19 protein-coding genes and 1 riboswitch are annotated in these 17,663 nt (G+C 71.1%); of the genes, 10 read left to right on the top strand and 9 right to left on the bottom strand.

From position 1 onward, the window contains the following. Positions 1-9: 9 nt before the first annotated feature. The 8 genes from EDD54_RS07985 to EDD54_RS07950 form a co-directional block, all read right to left on the bottom strand. Positions 10-600 carry a DNA-3-methyladenine glycosylase gene (locus tag EDD54_RS07985; RefSeq protein ID WP_126541573.1) on the bottom strand — a complete coding sequence of 197 codons (591 nt, stop codon included), beginning with the start codon at positions 598-600 and terminating at the stop codon, positions 10-12. Positions 601-610: 10 nt separating this feature from the next. Further along, positions 611-1,603: a dipeptide ABC transporter ATP-binding protein gene (locus EDD54_RS07980; protein ID WP_126541574.1), complete on the bottom strand. Its 993-nt coding sequence runs from the start codon at positions 1,601-1,603 to the stop codon at positions 611-613. Next, a complete protein-coding gene (locus tag EDD54_RS07975) occupies positions 1,600-2,616 on the bottom strand; it encodes an ABC transporter ATP-binding protein (protein ID WP_126541575.1) in 1,017 nt (338 codons plus the stop codon). The genes EDD54_RS07980 and EDD54_RS07975 overlap by 4 nt, the downstream gene beginning before the upstream one ends. Further along, positions 2,594-3,253, bottom strand: a complete 660-nt coding sequence (locus tag EDD54_RS07970; protein ID WP_126541576.1) for a YbjN domain-containing protein — start codon at positions 3,251-3,253, stop codon at positions 2,594-2,596. Before EDD54_RS07970 ends, EDD54_RS07975 begins: the two co-directional genes overlap by 23 nt. 7 nt (positions 3,254-3,260) lie before the next feature. Then, complete coding sequence (locus EDD54_RS07965; protein ID WP_126541577.1) at positions 3,261-4,166, bottom strand: ABC transporter permease subunit; 906 nt, start codon at positions 4,164-4,166, stop codon at positions 3,261-3,263. Positions 4,167-4,170: 4 nt separating this feature from the next. Further along, positions 4,171-5,181 (bottom strand): ABC transporter permease subunit, encoded by a 1,011-nt coding sequence (locus tag EDD54_RS07960; RefSeq protein WP_126541578.1) that lies wholly within the window; start codon positions 5,179-5,181, stop codon positions 4,171-4,173. A gap of 6 nt (positions 5,182-5,187) precedes the next feature. After that, positions 5,188-5,682, bottom strand: a complete 495-nt coding sequence (locus EDD54_RS07955; RefSeq protein ID WP_126541579.1) for a GNAT family N-acetyltransferase — start codon at positions 5,680-5,682, stop codon at positions 5,188-5,190. A gap of 91 nt (positions 5,683-5,773) precedes the next feature. Then, positions 5,774-7,366 (bottom strand): ABC transporter substrate-binding protein, encoded by a 1,593-nt coding sequence (locus tag EDD54_RS07950; protein ID WP_126541580.1) that lies wholly within the window; start codon positions 7,364-7,366, stop codon positions 5,774-5,776. A gap of 393 nt (positions 7,367-7,759) precedes the next feature. Here EDD54_RS07950 and EDD54_RS07945 point away from each other — a divergent pair, with 393 nt between their 5' ends. The 8 genes from EDD54_RS07945 to EDD54_RS07910 all read left to right on the top strand — a co-directional run bounded on the left by EDD54_RS07945 (position 7,760) and on the right by EDD54_RS07910 (position 14,933). Beyond that, entirely contained in the window at positions 7,760-8,368 is a 609-nt protein-coding gene (locus tag EDD54_RS07945; protein ID WP_126541581.1) for a DedA family protein, read from the top strand. 76 nt (positions 8,369-8,444) lie between these two features. Continuing rightward, entirely contained in the window at positions 8,445-9,992 is a 1,548-nt protein-coding gene (locus tag EDD54_RS07940) for a CYTH and CHAD domain-containing protein (RefSeq protein ID WP_165644327.1), read from the top strand. Between the two features lie 113 nt (positions 9,993-10,105). Beyond that, the gene (locus EDD54_RS07935) at positions 10,106-10,984 is read left to right on the top strand and encodes a dienelactone hydrolase family protein (protein ID WP_126541583.1); all 879 of its coding nucleotides are present in this window, start codon (positions 10,106-10,108) and stop codon (positions 10,982-10,984) included. A 261-nt stretch (positions 10,985-11,245) separates the two neighbouring features. Next, positions 11,246-12,157 carry a DMT family transporter gene (locus EDD54_RS07930; RefSeq protein WP_245515666.1) on the top strand — a complete coding sequence of 304 codons (912 nt, stop codon included), beginning with the start codon at positions 11,246-11,248 and terminating at the stop codon, positions 12,155-12,157. Between the two features lie 58 nt (positions 12,158-12,215). Next, positions 12,216-12,309: riboswitch (TPP riboswitch) on the top strand. A 41-nt stretch (positions 12,310-12,350) separates the two neighbouring features. Further along, entirely contained in the window at positions 12,351-13,373 is a 1,023-nt protein-coding gene (gene thiO / locus EDD54_RS07925; RefSeq protein WP_126541584.1) for a glycine oxidase ThiO, read from the top strand. Next, positions 13,351-13,548: a sulfur carrier protein ThiS gene (thiS, locus tag EDD54_RS07920; protein WP_126541585.1), complete on the top strand. Its 198-nt coding sequence runs from the start codon at positions 13,351-13,353 to the stop codon at positions 13,546-13,548. Before thiO ends, thiS begins: the two co-directional genes overlap by 23 nt. Before the next feature lie 3 nt (positions 13,549-13,551). After that, positions 13,552-14,337 carry a thiazole synthase gene (locus tag EDD54_RS07915; protein ID WP_126541586.1) on the top strand — a complete coding sequence of 262 codons (786 nt, stop codon included), beginning with the start codon at positions 13,552-13,554 and terminating at the stop codon, positions 14,335-14,337. A 2-nt stretch (positions 14,338-14,339) separates the two neighbouring features. Then, the gene (locus EDD54_RS07910) at positions 14,340-14,933 is read left to right on the top strand and encodes a thiamine phosphate synthase (protein WP_126541587.1); all 594 of its coding nucleotides are present in this window, start codon (positions 14,340-14,342) and stop codon (positions 14,931-14,933) included. Here the strand turns inward: EDD54_RS07910 and EDD54_RS07905 are convergent, their stop codons facing one another. Beyond that, entirely contained in the window at positions 14,934-15,170 is a 237-nt protein-coding gene (locus EDD54_RS07905; protein ID WP_126541588.1) for an Lrp/AsnC ligand binding domain-containing protein, read from the bottom strand. Positions 15,171-15,281: 111 nt separating this feature from the next. Here EDD54_RS07905 and thiD point away from each other — a divergent pair, with 111 nt between their 5' ends. Beyond that, a complete protein-coding gene (gene thiD, locus EDD54_RS07900) occupies positions 15,282-16,103 on the top strand; it encodes a bifunctional hydroxymethylpyrimidine kinase/phosphomethylpyrimidine kinase (protein ID WP_126541589.1) in 822 nt (273 codons plus the stop codon). 295 nt (positions 16,104-16,398) lie between these two features. Then, positions 16,399-17,637, top strand: coding sequence for an OmpP1/FadL family transporter (locus EDD54_RS07895; protein WP_207620235.1), 1,239 nt, complete (start codon positions 16,399-16,401; stop codon positions 17,635-17,637). Positions 17,638-17,663: the final 26 nt, after the last annotated feature.

Raw genomic sequence — 17,663 nt, 5'->3', positions numbered from 1 at the left:
CGCTTCAGGCTAGCCCTCGCGCGGCGCTCCGCCAACCCGCGTCCGGGCGGTGCCGGCGAAGGGGCGGCTGACGAAGCGCGAACCGGCGAGGCCGAAGCGCCAGGGTTTGTCGACGCCGCGCGAGATGCCGATCCGCGGTCCGGTCACCACCGGACACGGCAACTCCGGCGGTTCGAGGGCGAAGGGCGGCGCGTCGACCGGCAGGCCGTCGAGGGCGCGGGTGACGCCGAGCGCCTGACCCACCCGGCCGGGGCCGGAGCAGAGTAGCCGCGGCTCGGCGACGCCACGCCGTTCGGCCATGCGGTCGAGACCGTCGGTGGGCTCGAGGGCGCGGATCAGCACCCCGGCGCCGTGGCCGGGCGCGCCGCAGACGACGTTGAGACACCAGTGGATGCCGTAGGAGCGGTAGACATAGGCGTGGAACGGCGGCCCGAACATCGAACGGTTGCGGTCGGTCGGGCCCGCGAAGGAGTGCGAGGCCGGGTCGTCCCGGTCGTAGGCCTCGGTTTCCACCACGACGCCGCCGACGCCGTCGATCGTCAGGCGCGCCCCGATCAGGGCGCGCGCGACGGCGACGGGATCGACGGTCGGGAACAGCACGACGAAGCGCTCAGATCTTGCCCTGGTGCACCGCGTGGCAGGCGACCGGGTGGTCGGCGCCGGAGGCGGCGAGCGCCGGGGTGTCGCGGTCGCAGGGCTCGAAGCGGTAGGGGCAGCGCGGGTGGAAGGCGCAGCCGGACGGCGGCCGGAGCGGCGAGGGCAGCTCCCCGGTGAGCCGGATGCGCTCGCGCCGCGCCTCGGGATCGGTGGTCGGCGTCGCCGACAACAGGGCGCGGGTGTAGGGGTGGCGCGGGTTGCCGAAGATCTCGTCGCGGCTGCCGTGCTCGACCGCCCGGCCGAGGTACATCACCATCACCTCGTCGGCGATGTGGCGGACCACCGAGAGGTCGTGGCTGATGAAGAGATAGGCGAGCCCGAATTCCTGCTGCAGGTCCATCAGGAGGTTGAGCACCTGCGCCTGGATCGAGACGTCGAGCGCCGAGACCGGCTCGTCGAGCACGAGGATCTTCGGCCGCAGCATCAGCGCGCGGGCGATCGCGATGCGCTGGCGCTGGCCGCCGGAGAACATGTGCGGGTAGCGGTCGTAGTGCTCGGGCCGGAGCCCGACGCGGGCCATCATCGCCTCGGCGGCGGCGCGGCGCTCGGCGGCGGCGAGTTTGGTGTTGATCCCGAGCGGCTCCTCGAGGATGTGGCCGATCTTCTGGCGCGGGTTGAGCGAGCCGTAGGGGTCCTGGAACACGATCTGCACGGCGCGGCGGACCTCGGCGCCGACGCGGGCGCCGGGCTCGACCGCCTTGCCGTCGACGACGAGACGGCCGGCGGTCGGCGGCTCGATCATGGTGACGAGGCGGGCGAGCGTGGACTTGCCGCAGCCGCTCTCGCCGACCACGGCGAGGGTGCGGCCGGCGGTGAGCGTGAAGCTCGCCTCGGCGAGGGCGCGTACGGTGGCGGCCTCGGCGAAGGGCCCGCGCGACAGCCGGTAGTGCCGCGCGAGTCCCTCGGCGGCGAGGACGGGGGCGGTGGAGAGCGCGGCGACGGTCATGCGGAGAGCCTGCGGTCGAGGATCTGGGCCGGGCCGGGATGGCCGACCGGGCGGCCCTGGGCGAGCGGGTAGTGGCAGAGCGCCATGCCGGCCTTGGCGCCCTGGCGCGGCGGCGCCTTCTCGACGCAGCGGGCGGTGGCGAAGCCGCAGCGCGGCGAGAACAGGCAGCCCTCCGGCCGGTCGAACTGACCGGGCACCACGCCGGGGATCGACGGCAGCCGGCGCTCGGTGGCGCGCTCGGGCAGGGCGGCGAGCAGGGCGGCGGTGTAGGGGTGGTGCGGGTCGGCGAACAGGCCGGCGACAGCCTGTTCCTCGACCTTCTGGCCGGCATACTGCACCTGGACGCGGTGCGCGGTCTCGGCGACGACGCCCATGTCGTGGGTGATCAACACCAGCGCCATGCCGGTCTCGCGCTGCAGGCGGACCAGGAGGTCGAGGATCTGGGCCTGGATGGTGACGTCGAGGGCGGTGGTCGGCTCGTCGGCGATCAGCAGCTTCGGATTGCAGGCGAGCGCCATCGCGATCATCACGCGCTGGTTCATGCCGCCGGACATCTGGTGCGGATAGACGTCGACCCGCTCGGCCGGGGAGGGGATGCCGACGAGGTCGAGCAGCTCGATCGCCCGGCGCCGGCGGGCGGCGCGGTCGAGGCCGAGGTGCACCTTCAGCACCTCCTCGATCTGCCAACCCACGGTGAAGCACGGGTTCAGCGAGGACATCGGTTCCTGGAAGATCATCGCCATGTCCTTGCCGACGATGCGCCGGCGCTGGCGCGCCGACATCGTCAGGAGGTCCTTGCCGTCGAAGGCGAGGCGGTCGGCGGTGACGGTGGCGGTCCAGGGCAGCAGGCCCATCAGCGCCAGCATCGACACCGACTTGCCCGAGCCGGACTCGCCGACCACCGAGACGATCTCGCCGGCGTCGACCGACAGGGATATGCCGTCGACGGCGCGGAAGCGGCCGCCGGCCGTCCTGAAGTCGACGGAGAGGTTAGATATCTCGAGCAGAGGCATCCTGCGTCTCCGGAGGGCCGTTTTCGTAGATGTTCTCGTTCAGGAAGGTCCGGAACTCCTCGACGGCGTCGTTCCACCAGCGCAGCTGGTCGTCGAGCGTCGCGAGGTCGATGCGGCCGGCGAGGGTCCAGGTGACGTCGAGGCCGACGGCGTCGGTGTCCTCGTGGTACCAGGCGCGACCGAAGACCTTGGTGTCGTTCCACTCGTTGAGGGCGGCGAGCGGGTCGCCGCTCTCGCCGTAGTCCCAGGTCGCGGTGACGAGCACGTGGGTGCAGCGCCGGTCGTCCTCGCAGCCGAAGAAGGTGACGTCGAAGTCGGTGCGCGCCACCCGGCTCAGGATCGAGGGACGGCCGCCGTCGGTGCGGTCGAGATCGGCGCGGTAGCCGAGGTCGCGCATGGCGGCGGCGAAGTCGGCGGGAATCGCGAGGTCGTAGGTCTTCTCCGCCGACTTGTCGCTGTCGGGTGCGGTGCCGGCTTCCCCGGAGGCGGCGTCGGATCTCGCCGGCTCTCCGGTCTTCGGCGCCGGCGCGGGCTCGGACGGCGCCGGCACGGCCGGACGCTCGCCGCGGGCGGCGACGCCGCCGGACGACAGGGCGAGGACGAGGACGGCGGTGGCGAGGGCGCGGAGTGACGGCATCGGCCGGTCAGCTCCGCTTCAGCTTCGGGTCGAGCGCGTCGCGCAGGCCGTCGCCCATCAGGTTGATCGCGAGCACGGTGATCAGGATGGCGAGGCCGGGGAAGGTGACGACCCACCAGGCGCGCAGGATGAACTCGCGCGCCTCGGCGAGCATGGTGCCCCATTCCGGCGTCGGCGGCTGCGCGCCCATGCCGAGGAAGCCGAGCGCGGCGGCGTCGAGGATCGCGTTGGAGAAGGACAGCGCCGCCTGCACGATCAGCGGCGCCATGCAGTTCGGCAGGATGGTGACGAACATCAGCCGGATCGGCCCGGCGCCGGCGACGCGGGCGGCGGTGACGTAGTCGCGGCCACGCTCGGCCATCACCGCGGCGCGGGTCAGGCGGACGTAGTGCGGCTGCAGCACGATCGCGATGGCGATCATGGCGTTGAGGAGGCCCGGTCCGAGGATGGCGACCAGCACCAGCGCCAGGAGCAGGCTGGGGAAGGCGAGCACGACGTCCATCACCCGCATCACCAGCGTGTCGACCCAGCCGCGGAAATAGCCGGCGACGAGGCCGAGCACGATGCCGCCGACGAGCGACAGCGTGACCACGACCACGCCGATGAACAGCGAGAAGCGGGCGCCGTAGATCAGGCGCGAGAGGATGTCGCGGCCGATCGGGTCGGTGCCGAGCAGGAAGCGCGGGTCGGCGCCGGCGACCCAGGCCGGCGGCGACAGCAGCTTGTCGCGGAACTGCTCGCCGGGGCCGAAGGGCGCGACCAGCGGCGCGGCGAGCGCGATCGCGACCAGGAACACGAAGACGACGAGGCCGATCACGGCGCCGCGGTTCTCCGAGAAATAGCGCCAGAACTCGGCGAGCGGGCCGGGACGAACGGCGGCGGTGCGGGTAGCGGGGCGGGCGGTGTCGGTCATGGCCTCACCTCACGTGCCGGATCTTCGGGTTGACGAGGCCGTAGAGCATGTCGACGACGAGGTTGACCACCATGACCACCACGGCGATCAGCACGAGGCCGCCCTGCACCGCCGGATAGTCGCGCCGGAAGATGCTGTCGACCAGCCACTTGCCGACGCCCGGCCAGGAGAAGATCGTCTCGGTCAGGATCGCGCCGGCGAGCAGGACGCCGACCTGCAGGCCGATGGTGGTGACCACGGGGATCATGGCGTTGCGCAGGGCGTGGACCGCGACGACGCGGAACGGCGACAGACCCTTGGCGCGGGCGGTGCGGACGTAGTCCTCGCCGAGCACCTCAAGCATGGCCGAACGGGTTTGGCGCGCGATCACGGCGAGCGGGATGGTGCCGAGCACGATGGTCGGCAGCACCAGATGCGACACCGCCGAGGCGAAGGCGCCCTTCTGGCCGGAGATCAGGCTGTCGACCAGCATGAAGCCGGTGACCGAGGGGAAGAAGTAGAGCAGCGAGATCCGTCCCGACACCGGCGTCCACTGCAGCGTGCCGGAGAAGACGATGATGAGGAGCAGCGCCCACCAGAAGATCGGCATCGAGTAGCCGACCAGCGCCACCGACATCAGGCCGTGGTCGAAGGACGAGCCGCGCTTGACCGCGGCGACCACCCCGGCGGGAACGCCGATCGCGGTGGCGAACAGGATGGCGCAGAGCGACAGCTCGATCGTGGCCGGGAACAGCGTCGCGAACTCGGAGAGCACCGGGCGCTTCGTGTTGATCGAGGTGCCGAAGTCGCCGTGGAGCAGGTTCCAGACGTAGGTCAGATACTGCTCCCACACCGGGCGGTCGAAGCCGTAGGCGTGCATCAGCTCGGCGTATTTCTCCGGCGGCAGGCCGCGCTCGCCGGCGAGCAGCAGGATCGGGTCGCCGGGCAGGAACCGGATGAACAGGAAGGCGACCAGACTGACGCCGACGAAGGTCGGGATCAGGAGGCCGAGGCGTCTGAGGACGAACCCGAGCATGGGACCTCAACGGGTCAGGAACTTCTCGAAGAGATGGGTCGGATGGTGCACTGGACGACCGTCCGCGGTCCAGAGCGGCAGATCGCGCAAGCCGCCGTCGCGCCAGCCGCAGGCCGTGTAGAACGCGTGCGCCCGGACGTTGCCGCCGGCGCACTGGATCTTGCCGAAGTCCACCCCCCGCTCCAGGAGCGCGCCTTCAAGCACGGAAAGGAACCGGCGCGCAAGCCCCGTGCCGCGCGCGGCGCGAGCGACGTAGAACTGGTCGACTTCGTCTTGCCACAGCGCCGCGAATGCGACGACGGAACCGTCGATCGTGGCGACGAAACCATCTTCCGTCATGTCGGCGAGCCGCTTGGCGAATGTTTCGGGCGTCCGCTCGGCCGCGACATCTTCGGGAAGGTGCGCGGCGTGGCCGTCGTGCCAACCCTCGTGCCAGAGCGCGACCACGGCGGCGGTGTCGGCGGGCGCGAGCGGGCGGAAGACGGGCGTGGCGGCGGTCACGTCGTGGCGATGCCTCTGCGGGTGCGGCCCGGAACGACGACGGCGCCGGAGGGGAGACCTCCGGCGCCGTCCCGGCGCAAGCGGACGAGCGTCACTCGGTGATGTCGACGCCGTCGAACCAGTGCAGGCCGAGCGGGTCCACCTTGTAGCCCGTCACGCCCTTGGCGAGCGGGATGTAGGTGGTGGAGTGGGCGATGGTCGCCCACGGCGCCTCGGCCTTGAAGACCTCCTGCGCCTTTTCGTAGAGCAGGGCGCGGTCGGCCTGGTTCGGGATCGTGCGGGCCTTCTTGATCAGCTCGTCGAACTCCGGGTTGCACCAGTTGGCGCGGTTGGAGCCGCCGACGCCGGCGCAGCCGAGCAGTACGCCGAGGAAGTTGTCGGGGTCGCCGTTGTCACCGGTCCAGCCCTGGAGCAGGGCGCCATCGCGGTTCTTGTCCTGGCCGCGCTTCAGGTACTCGCCCCACTCGAACGAGACGATCTCGACCTTGACGCCGACGGCGGCGAAGTCGGCCTGCAGCAGCTCGGCCATGCGGCGGGCGTTCGGGTTGTAGGGGCGCGACACCGGCATCGCCCAGATCTTCATCGACAGATCCTTGACGCCGGCCTCGGCGAGCAGCTTCTTGGCCGCCTCCGGGTCGTAGGGATCGTCCTGGACCTTGTCGTTGTAGGACCACATGGTCGGCGGGATCGGGTTCTTGGCCGCCTGACCGGAGCCCTGGTAGACCGCCTCGAGGATCGCCTTCTTGTTGATCGCCATGTTGAGGGCCTTGCGGACGCGCACGTCGTCGAAGGGCTTCATCATGGTGTTGTAGGCGAGGTAGCCGATGTTGAGGCCGGCCTGATCCAGCATCTGGATCGAGGAATCGGTCTTGAGCGCCTCGATGTCGGCCGGGTTCGGATAGGGCGCCACGTGGCACTCGCCGGCCTTCAGCTTCTGCACGCGCACCGAGGCGTCCGGCGTGATCGCGAAGACGAGGTCGTCGATCGGCTGCTTGCCGCCGAAGTAGTCGGCGAAGGCCTGATAGCGGATCACCGCGTCCTTCTGATAGGCGACGAACTTGAACGGACCGGTGCCGATCGGCATCTGGTTCAGGTCGGCCTGCTTGCCCTCGGCGGCGAGCTTGTCGGCGTATTCCTTCGACATGATCGAGGCGAAGGCCATGGCGAGGTTCGCCAGCATCGGCGCGTTCGGCTCGTTCAGGACGATCTTGACGGTGTAGTCGTCGACCTTGACGATGTCCTTGATCAGGGCGGGCATGTCCATGCCGACCCAGTATTCCCAGGTGCCGCCGGCGTAGGAGTACCAGGGGTCCTCCTTGTCGTTCTGGCGCTTGAACGAGAACAGGACGTCGTCGGCGTTGAAGTCGCGCGTCGGGGTGAAATACTCCGTCGTGTGGAACTTCACGCCCTTGCGCAGGTGGAAAGTGTATTCCTTGCCGTCGGCCGACACGTCCCAGCTCTCGGCGAGGCCCGGGATCACGTTGGTGGTGCCGTGCTCGAATTCGGTGAGGCGGCTGTAGACCGGAACGGACGAGGCGTCGTGCGTGGTGCCGGCGGCGTAGGGCGCCGGGTCGAAGCCCTCGGGGCTGCCTTCCGCGCAGTAGACGAGCGTCTTGGCCTCGGCGGCCGAAGCGAGGCCGGCGGCGAGGATCGTGGCCGCCAGGAGGCGGGTGACGAGTTTCATGAGTGCGCACTCCCTGATGCCGGCCCCCGGCCGGCGTTCACGCAATCGACGCGTGCGGCGGCCGTCCTTCGTTCGCGTTCTTCGACGCCGCCGTGCGTGCGACCATCGGAGCGGAGTGCGCCCAAGTTTTCAAGTCGAATTTTCCAATCGTATCAAGGGAACGCGCGGTGATCGCCGCATTCGGGGTGTTTGCGAGCACGATTTTCCAATCGTCGGGGCGATTGTGGCAGCGGCTTGGCGTGGCGGAGGCGGTTTGCGGCAAGGAGCCGCAAAGACGTTCCGAAACACTCCGCCGCCCCGGCGAAACCCGCGGCGGGCGCGGCGGGACCGCGGCGCCCTTGCGCGCGGCCGGCGCGTCTTCATATGTGGGAGCGCGAGGCGGGGAGACGGGCGATGTTCGACTGGGTGGTCGGGGTGGTGGAGAAGGGCGGCTATCCCGGCGTCGCGCTCTTGATGTTCCTCGAGAACGTGTTCCCGCCGATCCCCTCCGAGATCATCATGCCGCTGGCCGGCTTCGCCGCCGCGCGCGGCAGCCTCGACCCGATCGGGGTCGTGCTGGCGGGCACGGCGGGGTCGGTGGCGGGGGCGTGGGTGTGGTTCCTGGTCGGCCGCTGGCTCGGTGCCGGGCGGATCGAACGGCTGATCGTCCGCCACGGCCGGCTCCTGACCATGTCGCTCGACGACCTCGACCGCGCCCGCGACTGGTTCCGCTGGCGGGCGAACCTCGCGGTGTTCCTCGGCCGCCTCGTGCCGGCGATCCGCACGCTGGTGTCGGTGCCGGCCGGCATCGCGCGGATGGACACGGGACGCTTCCTCGTCTGGACGACGCTCGGAACTTTGATCTGGACGGGCCTGCTGGCGACGGCCGGATACATGCTCGAGGCGCGCTTCGCCGAGGTCGAGGCCTATGTCGATCCGGTCTCCAAGGGTGTCGTGGGGCTGGTGGTCGCGGCCTATGTCTGGCGGGTCGCCACGTATTCGCCCGCGCGCGAGCGTGATTGATTGTGACACCGAAGTCGGCTGCCGTGTGCGCCGACTCGGACCGCCCGGCCGAGTGCCGCGACACCGGTGGGATTCCATGGCCGCAGAGACCGAGACCGAGCTGAAGTTCGACCTGCGCGCGGGCGAGGTCGAGGCGCTGCGCCGTTCCGGTGCGGTCGACGACCTGGCGGTCGGCACGGCCGAGACCGAGACGCTGGTCTCGACCTACTACGACACGCCCGAGCGGGCGCTGCGCGCCGCCGCGGTCTCGCTCCGGATCCGGCGCAAGGGCCGGCGGATCGAGCAGACCGTCAAGACCGCCGACCGGCCGATCGGCGCGCTCGCCGAGCGGCGCGAGGTCACCGTGCCGCTCGCCGGCGAGGCGCCGGACCTCTCGGCGATCGGCGACGGCGATCTCGAGGCCCGGATCCGCGACCTGATCGGCACGGCCGAACTGGTCGAGCTGTTCACGATCCGGATGACGCGGACGCAGCGTCTCCTGGTGACGCGCGGCGGCGACGAGATCGAATATGCGGTGGACGACGCCGAAATCGTGGCCGGCGAGCGCCGCGCCACCTTCGCCGAGGCCGAGTTCGAGCTGAAGAGCGGAGATCCCCGCGCCCTGTTCCAGGTGGCGCGGCAGGCGCTCGCCACGGTGCCGGTGCGCTTCTCCGACGTGCCGAAGTCCGAACGCGGCTACCGCCTCGCCGAGGCGGAGGCGGCCGCCGGGCCGACGGCACCGGTGAAGGCCGAGGAGCCCGAAATCACCGCCGACATGACCGTGGAAGTGGCGCTGCGGGCGGTGCTGCGGTCCTGCTTCGCGCAGATCGCCGCCAACGCGGTGGTGGTGCAGGAGAGCGCCGATCCGGAGGGGCCGCATCAGCTCCGCGTCGGGCTGCGCCGGCTGCGCAGCGCGCTGTCGATCTTCGGCAAGGTGATCGACCGTCCGGCCGCGGCGCGGCTGATCGAGGAGACGCGCTGGCTCGCCGGCGTCGTCGGCGACCTGCGCGACCTCGACGTGCTCGCCGAGGAGATCGTCGCCCCCTGCGCCCACCGGGTCGACGCGGCGCCGCTGCTCGCCGTGCTCGCGGCGCGGCGGGCGAGCCTGCGCGCGGAACTCGTGAAGACGCTCGGCGGCCCGCGCGTCGGCGCCTACCTGATCGACCTCGCGGCCTATGTGGAGGGCCGCGGCTGGCTGTCCTTCACCGACCTCGGCCAGTCGCAGGCGCTGGCGGCGCCCGCCGAGGCGTTTGCCGAGGAAGCGCTGCGCCGGCTCTGGACCAAGGTCGCGCGGATGGGCCGCGACGTCGACGCCCTCTCCGGCGAGGAGCGCCACGACCTGCGCAAGGCCTTCAAGAAGCTGCGCTACGGCCTCGACTTCTTCGGCCGCGAGATGTCCTCGCGCGACCGCCGGCGCGCGCTGCGCGACGTCAAGGCGGCGCAGGACGTGCTCGGCTATCTCAACGACGTGCTGATGGCCGAGCGCATGGCCGGCGTCGTCCACGCCGCGCCGGAATACGCCGGCGCCGACGTCGCCGCGATCGAGCGGGCGATGGGCTACTGCCTCGGCTGGCACGAGGCGCGCGCCGAGCGGATCTGGGAGGAGGCCAAGGCCCGGGTGAGTCTCGATCCCGACGAGGTGTGAGTTCGCTCGGGCTGGCCCGCCGGTCACGAAGCCGTGAAGCCCCTTCCAAGGGGCGCCGACCTCCCCATTCTGCCGACGGGGGCTTCGACGGAGCCAGCCGAGGAGGAGAGGGGATGAGCGAGCGCGTCACCATCACGCCGGAGATGATCCGGCTCTACGACGAGTACACCCACGTCACGCTGGACCGCCGCGGCTTCATGGAGAAGCTGAAGCGCGCCGCCGGCTCGGCCGCCGCCGCCGCGGCGATCGTGCCGCTGCTCGAGGCCAATCAGGCCCGCGCGGCGATCCTCGCCGAGGACGACCCGCGCGTCGCCGCCGAGACGGTGAGCTGGAAGGGCGCCTCGGGCGAGATGTCCGGCTATCTGGTCAAGCCGGCTGGCGCGACGGGCAAGCTGCCGGCGGTGATCGTGATCCACGAGAACCGCGGCCTCAACCCGCACATCCGCGACGTCGCCCGCCGGGTCGCGGTGGAGGGCTTCGTGGCGCTGGCGCCGGACTTCCTGTCACCGGCCGGCGGCACGCCCGCCGACGAGGATCAGGCCCGCGACATGATCGGCAAGCTCGACGCCATGGCGACGCTGAACGATGCGGTCGCCACGGTCGCCTACCTGAAGGGCCGCGAGGACGCGGCCGGCAAGGTCGGCGCGGTCGGCTTCTGCTGGGGCGGCGGCCTCGTCAACCAGCTCGCCACCGCCGCGCCGGATCTTGCCGCCGGCGTCGCCTACTACGGCCGCACGCCCGATCCGAAGGCGGTGACGAACATCAAGGCGGCGATGCTCCTGCACTACGCCGGCCTCGACGAGCGCATCAACGCCGGCATCGCGGAGTACGACGCGGCGCTGAAGGCGGCGGGCGTCGCCCACGAGATCCACGTCTACGACGGCGTCAACCACGCCTTCAACAACGACACCTCGGCCGCCCGCTACGACAAGGCGGCGGCCGATCTCGCCTGGGGCCGGACGATCGCCTTCTTCAAGGCGAACCTCGCCTGAAACCGAGCTCGCGACGCTCCGACCCGTGGTCGGAGCTTTGCGGGCGATAGGCGCCCGACCGGGCGCCGGCCGAAAGACCGAAGCTTCGCGAAGTCCCGACGAGTCGGGACGTTGCGAGGCAGGTACGACGCGCTCGCTCCCGGCGTCGGCAGCCGTTGCCGGCCGGGAGCGGTCGCGCGTCCTCGCGGAAACGGACAGTTGCGCGACGGGGTGCTTCGTGGTCAGAACGGGGCGCCCCAAAATCGTTTCAGAATCCCTCCCGTGCCCTCCCAGACCCGTGGCGTCGTCCTCAAGATCCTGTCGACGCTCGCCTTTGCCGCCATGGTCACGCTGATCAAGCTCGTCTCCGCGGCGATTCCGCCCGGAGAGGTGCTGTTCGCGCGCGCCGCCTTCGGAACGCTGCCGGTGCTCGTCTGGCTCGCAGTGCGCGGCGAGCTGCCGTCGGGACTGGTCACGTCGAAACCGCTCGGCCACGTCCGCCGTGCCGTGGTCGGCACGATCTCGATGTTCTGCTGGTTCGCCTCGCTCGCCTACCTGCCGCTGCCCGACACCACCGCGATCAACTATTCCAGCCCGCTGTTCGGCGTGATCTTCGCGGCGCTGATCCTGCGCGAGACCGTGCGGCTCTACCGCTGGTCCGCGGTGGCGATCGGCTTTCTCGGTGTGCTGATCGTGCTGTCCGAGCACGTCGGCGGCTTCGCGACGGCCGGGCCGGGGCAGGCGATCGGCGCCGCCTTCTCGCTGGCGTCGGCGATCTTCGCGGCCCTCGCCATGGTGACCGTGCGCGAACTGACCCGGTCCGAGGGCACCGGGGCGATCGTGTTCTACTTCTCCTCGGCCGCCGCCTGCTTCGCGCTCTTCACCATCCCGTTCGGCTGGGTGGTGCCGACACCGGCCGAAGCGGCGATCCTGGTCACGGCGGGCCTGTTCGGCGGCGTCGGGCAGGTGCTGATGACCGAGGCCTACCGCCACGCCGAGGCCTCGGTGGTGGCCCCGTTCGACTACGCCAACATGATCTGGATCGTGGCGATCTCCTATCTCGTCTTCGGCGACGTCCCGAGCCTCGCGGTCGCGCTCGGCTCGGCCATCGTCATCGGGTCCGGGATCTTCGTGATGTGGCGCGAGCGCCGGCTCGGCCGCGCGAGCGCCGCGCGCGAGGCGGCGCCGCGCTGAACCATCGGGCCGGCCTCTCCCGCGATTGACAGCGGCGGTCGCGGCGCTCATATGTCGGCGCAGTGACGAGGGGCGCCCGCGTGCCGGGCTGAGACGAACCCTTAGAACCTGATCCGGGTCATGCCGGCGGAGGGACGTCACCGGAAGCGGCAACGCCGCCACCGCCCTCCCGCCGCACGACCGCGAGGGCGACATGCTTCACGAGCCCGGTCCCAAGCCCACCCGAACCGACCTCGCCGTGGTCGGCGCCGGTCCGCTCGGCCTCGTCACGGCGCTGACCGCGGCGCGCGCCGGTCTGTCGGTGACGGTCCACGAGCGCGCGGCCGACTTCTCCGCCGGTGCCGGCTGGCGTGCCGGCGGCATGCTGGCGCCGGAGATCGAAGCCGAGGTGTCGTCACCGGCGCTGGTCGAACTCGGCCGCCGTGCCATGGACCTCTGGCCGGATCTCTTCCCCGGCGTCGAGCGCAACGGCTCGCTGGTGGTGGCCGGCCCCCGCGAGCCCGGCGCCCTCGACCATTTCGCCGCCAAGACCGCGAACCACCGCCTCCTCGGCGCCGACGAACTCGCGGCGCTGGAGCCCCAGGTCGGCGAGCGCTTCCGCCGCGCGCTGTTCTACCCCTCCGAGGGACACCTCAACACCCGCGACGCCTACGCCGGGCTCGCCGCCGCGCTGGCGGAGGCAGGCGTGCCGATCCTGTTCTCGTGGACGGGCGACGTCGCCGACCTCGCCGCCGAGCGGGTGGTCGACGCCCGCGGCCTCGGCGCTCGCGACCGCTTCCCGGAGTTGCGCGGCGTCAAGGGCGAGATGGCGCTGATCCGCTGCCGTGAGATCGCGATCCGCCGGCCGGTGCGGCTGCTGCACCACCGCCACCCGCTCTACGTGGTGCCGCGCGCCGACGGCGTCTACATGATCGGCGCCACCACGATCGAGACCGACGTCTCCGACACGGTGACGCTGCGCTCGGCCGGCGAACTCCTGACCCAGGCCTACGCGCTGCACCCGGCCTTCGCCGAGGCGGAGGTGCTGGAGTTCAATGCCGGGCTGCGCCCCGCCTTCCCCGACAACGAGCCACGGATCGTCGAGGACGGCCGGCTCGTCGCCGTCAACGGCCTCTACCGCCACGGCTGGCTGATCGCGCCGGCGCTGGCGGAGGCGATCGTCAACCTGATCACGGACCGGAGTACCCCCGCCCATGCGCGTGACGCTCAACGGTGAACCCGTCGAGGGCGCCGCCGGCACCCTCGCGGATTTCGTCCTGTCGCAGGACTTCGACCCGACCGTCGTCGCGACCGCCGTCAACGGCGAGTTCGTGCCGCGCGACGCCCGCGCCGACGTCGTGCTCGCCGAGGGCGACTCGATCGAGGTGTTCAGCCCGCGGCAGGGAGGCTGAGCCATGGTGACCTTCTACGGCCGCTCCTTCGAGAGCCGCTTCCTGATCGGCACCGCGCGCTATCCCTCGCCGGAGGCGCTCAGGCAGTCGGTGATCCGCTCCGGCGCCGAGATCGTGACGGTGTCGCTCCGGCGCGAGTCGGTCGGCGGCGCCAAGGCCGGTCACGCCTTCTGGGACCTTGTGAAGTCGCTCGGCGTCGCGGTGCTGCCGAACACCGCCGGCTGCCACGGCGTGCGCGAGGCGGTGACCACCGCCAAGATGGCGCGCGAGGTGTTCGGCACGCCCTGGATCAAGCTCGAGGTGATCGGCGACGACGAGACGCTGCAGCCCGATCCGTTCGGCCTCGTCGAGGCGGCGCGGGCGCTGGTGGCCGACGGCTTCGAGGTGTTCCCCTATACGACCGACGACCTCGTCCTCTGCGAGCGTCTCGTCGAGGCGGGCTGCCGGGTGCTGATGCCCTGGGGCGCGCCGATCGGCACCGGGCGCGGGCTCAACAACCCCTACGCCCTGAAGCTGCTGCGCCGGCGCTTCCCAGACATCCCACTGGTGGTCGACGCCGGCCTCGGCGCGCCGAGCCACGCCGCCGCGGCGATGGAGATGGGCTACGACGCCATCCTGCTCAACACCGCGGTCGCCACCGCCGGCGACCCGCCGGCGATGGCCGAGGCCTTTGCCGAGGCGATCCGCGCCGGCCGCCGCGCCCACGAGGCCGGCCTGATGGCCGAGACCGACCTCGCCCAGCCCTCGACGCCCGTGTTCGGGGCGCCGTTCTCGCCGTTTTCGGGGTGACCATGCTCGACCGCTTCTACCTGATCGTCGACCGCGCCGCGTGGCTGCCGCGCTTCCTGCCGCTCGGCCTGAAGCTCGTGCAGCTGCGCACCAAGACCGACGACGCCGCCCTCCGCCGCGCCGAGATCGCCGAGGCGATCGCGCTCTGCCGCGCCGCCGGCGCGACGCTGGTCGTCAACGACTTCTGGCGGGACGCCATCGACCTCGGCGCCGACTGGGTCCACCTCGGCCAGGAGGATCTCGTGGAGGCCGACGTGCCGGCGATCCGCCGCGCCGGCATCCGGCTCGGCCTCTCCACCCACTCGCACGAGGAACTCGACCGCGCGCTCGCGGCCGATCCGGACTACGTCGCGCTCGGCCCGGTCTATCCGACGACGTTGAAGGTGATGCCGTGGGCGCCGCAGGGCCTCGAGCGCGTCGGCGAGTGGAAGCGCCTCGCCGGCCGACCGCTGGTGGCGATCGGCGGCATCACGCTGGAGCGCGCGCCGGGGGTCTACGCCGCCGGCGCCGATTCGATCGCGGTGGTCTCGGACGTGCTCCAGGCCGCCGATCCGGAGGCGCGCTGCGCCGCCTGGCTCAAGGCGAGCCGGGCCTGATCAGAACGCCTTGAAGGTGATGATGGTCTTGGTGTCGAGGATGCCCGGCACCGAATGGACCTTCTCGTTGACGAAGTGGCCGATGTCGGTGTCGGCGTCGACGTAGAACTTGGTCAGGAGGTCGTAGTCGCCGGCGGTCGAGTAGATCTCCGAGGCGATTTCGGCCTCGGCGAGGGCGGAGGCGACCTCGTAGGCCTTGCCGAGCTGGCATTTGACGAGAACGAAGAACGGCTTCATCGGGCGCCTCGCGCGGGGTCGGGTTCGATCGGCGCGCAGTGCACCAGAAGAGATCCGGCGGCGCAAGGCCGGCCGGGCCGGCGGGAGGCCGTGGAGGAGAGGGGAGAGGACATGACCGCGATCGCGCTCACCATCGCCGGCTCGGATTCGGGCGGCGGCGCCGGCATCCAGGCCGACCTCAAGACCTTCTCCGCGCTCGGCGTCTACGGCGCCAGCGTGGTGACGGCGCTGACGGCGCAGAACACCCTCGGCGTCTCGGCGATCCACGAGGTGCCCGCCGACTTCGTGCGCGCCGAGATGGACGCGGTGTTCTCCGACCTCGTCGTCGACGCGGTGAAGATCGGCATGCTCGCCAACCCCGCCGTCACCGAGGCGGTCGCCGCCGGGCTCGATGCCTGGGGCCACGGTCCGGTGGTGCTCGACCCGGTGATGGTGGCCGCGAGCGGCGACCCGCTGCTGCGCGAGGAGGCGGTGGAGACGCTGAAGGCCGCACTGTTCCCGCGCGCCGCGCTCGTGACGCCCAACCTGCCCGAGACCGCCCGCCTCGTCGGCCGACCGGTCGGCGACGACCGCGCGTCGATGCTGGCCGCCGCCGAGGAACTGCTGGCGCTGGGTCCCGGGGCCGTCCTGGTCAAGGGCGGCCACGGTGGCGGTGCCGAGAGCATCGACCTGCTGTTCTCCGCCGAGGGGCCGCTGTGGCTGTCGGCGCCGCGCCACGCCACCGACAACACCCACGGCACCGGCTGCACGCTGTCGTCGGCGATCGCGGCCGGTCTCGCCCGCGGCCTCGCCCTTTCCGACGCCGTCGCCGCCGGCAAGCGCTACGTCACAGCGGCGATCGTGGCGGCGGATTCGCTCTGGATCGGACGCGGCCGCGGGCCGGTCCACCACTTCCACGCCCTGTGGGGCCGGGTTGACGCGACGTCGCTGTGACGTGCCTGCAACAACGTGTGGGAAACGCCGGCCGACCCTGCGCCACGCGCGGCCGGCCGGAGCCGCCCGGGGTGGACGTCACCCGTGAGTTCAATCGTTTGAAGCGATTGGTATTTCAGGGCTTCCAAAGCCCTGTCCGGGCCGCGTCCGGGACCCCGGTTGCCGCTAGGGGAGTGCTGCGGCGCGGCAAAAATCGCCTGTTGCCGTTCACGTAAACCCTCAGCACACTCGGTCACACGAGCCACGGTTCGGACATGATCCGGCCGTCGAGAGAACAAGAACGCGAGGGTTGGAAATGTCTGCCAAGGTCCTGATGTCGGGCATTGCGGCGGTCGCGGTGGCGGCCTCGACGGGGTCGGCCTTCGCGGGCGCCTTCGCGCTGCGCGAACAGTCGGCCTATGCGCAGGGCTCGAGCTTCGCGGGCGCCGCGGCGCCGGGCGATTCGATCTCGGCGATGTTCTGGAACCCGGCGGCGGTGACCAATGCCCACGGGCTGACGATGGAGAGCCACCACACCTTCATCCTGCCGCGCTCGGAGCTGTCGGTCGACCCGACCCAGACGCCCTACGCCGGCCTGCTCGGCAACGGCGGCGACGTCGGCATCGACGCCTACGTGCCGTCCAGCTACACCGCCTATCAGGTCAACGACAGCCTCTACCTCGGCGTCTCCGTCAACGCGCCCTACGGCCTGTCGACGCACTCGGAGGCGCCGTGGGTGGGTCAGGCCGACCACCTGCGCGCCAAGGTGTTCTCCGCCAACGTGACGCCGACGGTCGGCTACAAGGTCAACGACCAGCTCAGCCTCGGCGTCGGCGTGTCGGTGCAGTACTTCAAGGTCGACCTCGAGCGCGCCGCCGCCCCGCTCGGCTCGGCCAGCGTCGACCTCTCGGGCGACGACGTCGGCTTCGGCTTCACCGCCGGCCTGACCTACAAGCCGTTCGACGGCACCGAGATCGGCCTCGGCTTCCGCTCCTCGATCTCGCACGCCCTCGACGGCGACATCACGGTGCGCGGCCTGACGCCGACGCCGCTCGAGTTCGCCATCGGCGCGGACGTCGAGCTGCCGGAGACGGTCACCCTCGGCATCCGCCAGAAGATCACCGACGACTTCACCCTGCTCGGCGGCGTCGAGTGGACCAACTGGAGCCGGCTCGGCACCATCCCGGTCAAGGGCGCGCCGACGCCGACCGCCCTGACCTTCGAGTACAAGGACGGCTGGTTCTTCTCGCTCGGCGGCGAGTACGCCTGGAACGATCAGCTGACCCTGCGCGCCGGTGGCGCCTTCGAACTCTCCCCGGTGGAGGACGAGCACCGCTCGATGCGCCTGCCCGACAACGACCGTTTCTGGGCCTCGATCGGCGCGACCTACAAGGTCAGCGAGAATCTCTCCCTGGACGCGTCCTACTCGCACCTCTTCGTCGAGGACGGCAAGATCGACGTCAACACCTCGCTCGGCACCAACTACTACGGCGGCACCGCCGAGAGCGACATCGACATCTTCGCAGTCTCGCTGCGCTACAGCTTCGGCAGCTGAGGCGCACACCGTACGGTGGAAATGGA

Origin of the sequence: Oharaeibacter diazotrophicus (genome assembly GCF_004362745.1) — a bacterium.
In the GTDB taxonomy this organism is placed as follows: Bacteria; Pseudomonadota; Alphaproteobacteria; order Rhizobiales; family Pleomorphomonadaceae; genus Oharaeibacter; species Oharaeibacter diazotrophicus.
Note: the sequence above shows the minus strand (reverse complement) of the source record. Positions and strands in the feature narration are given on the sequence as shown.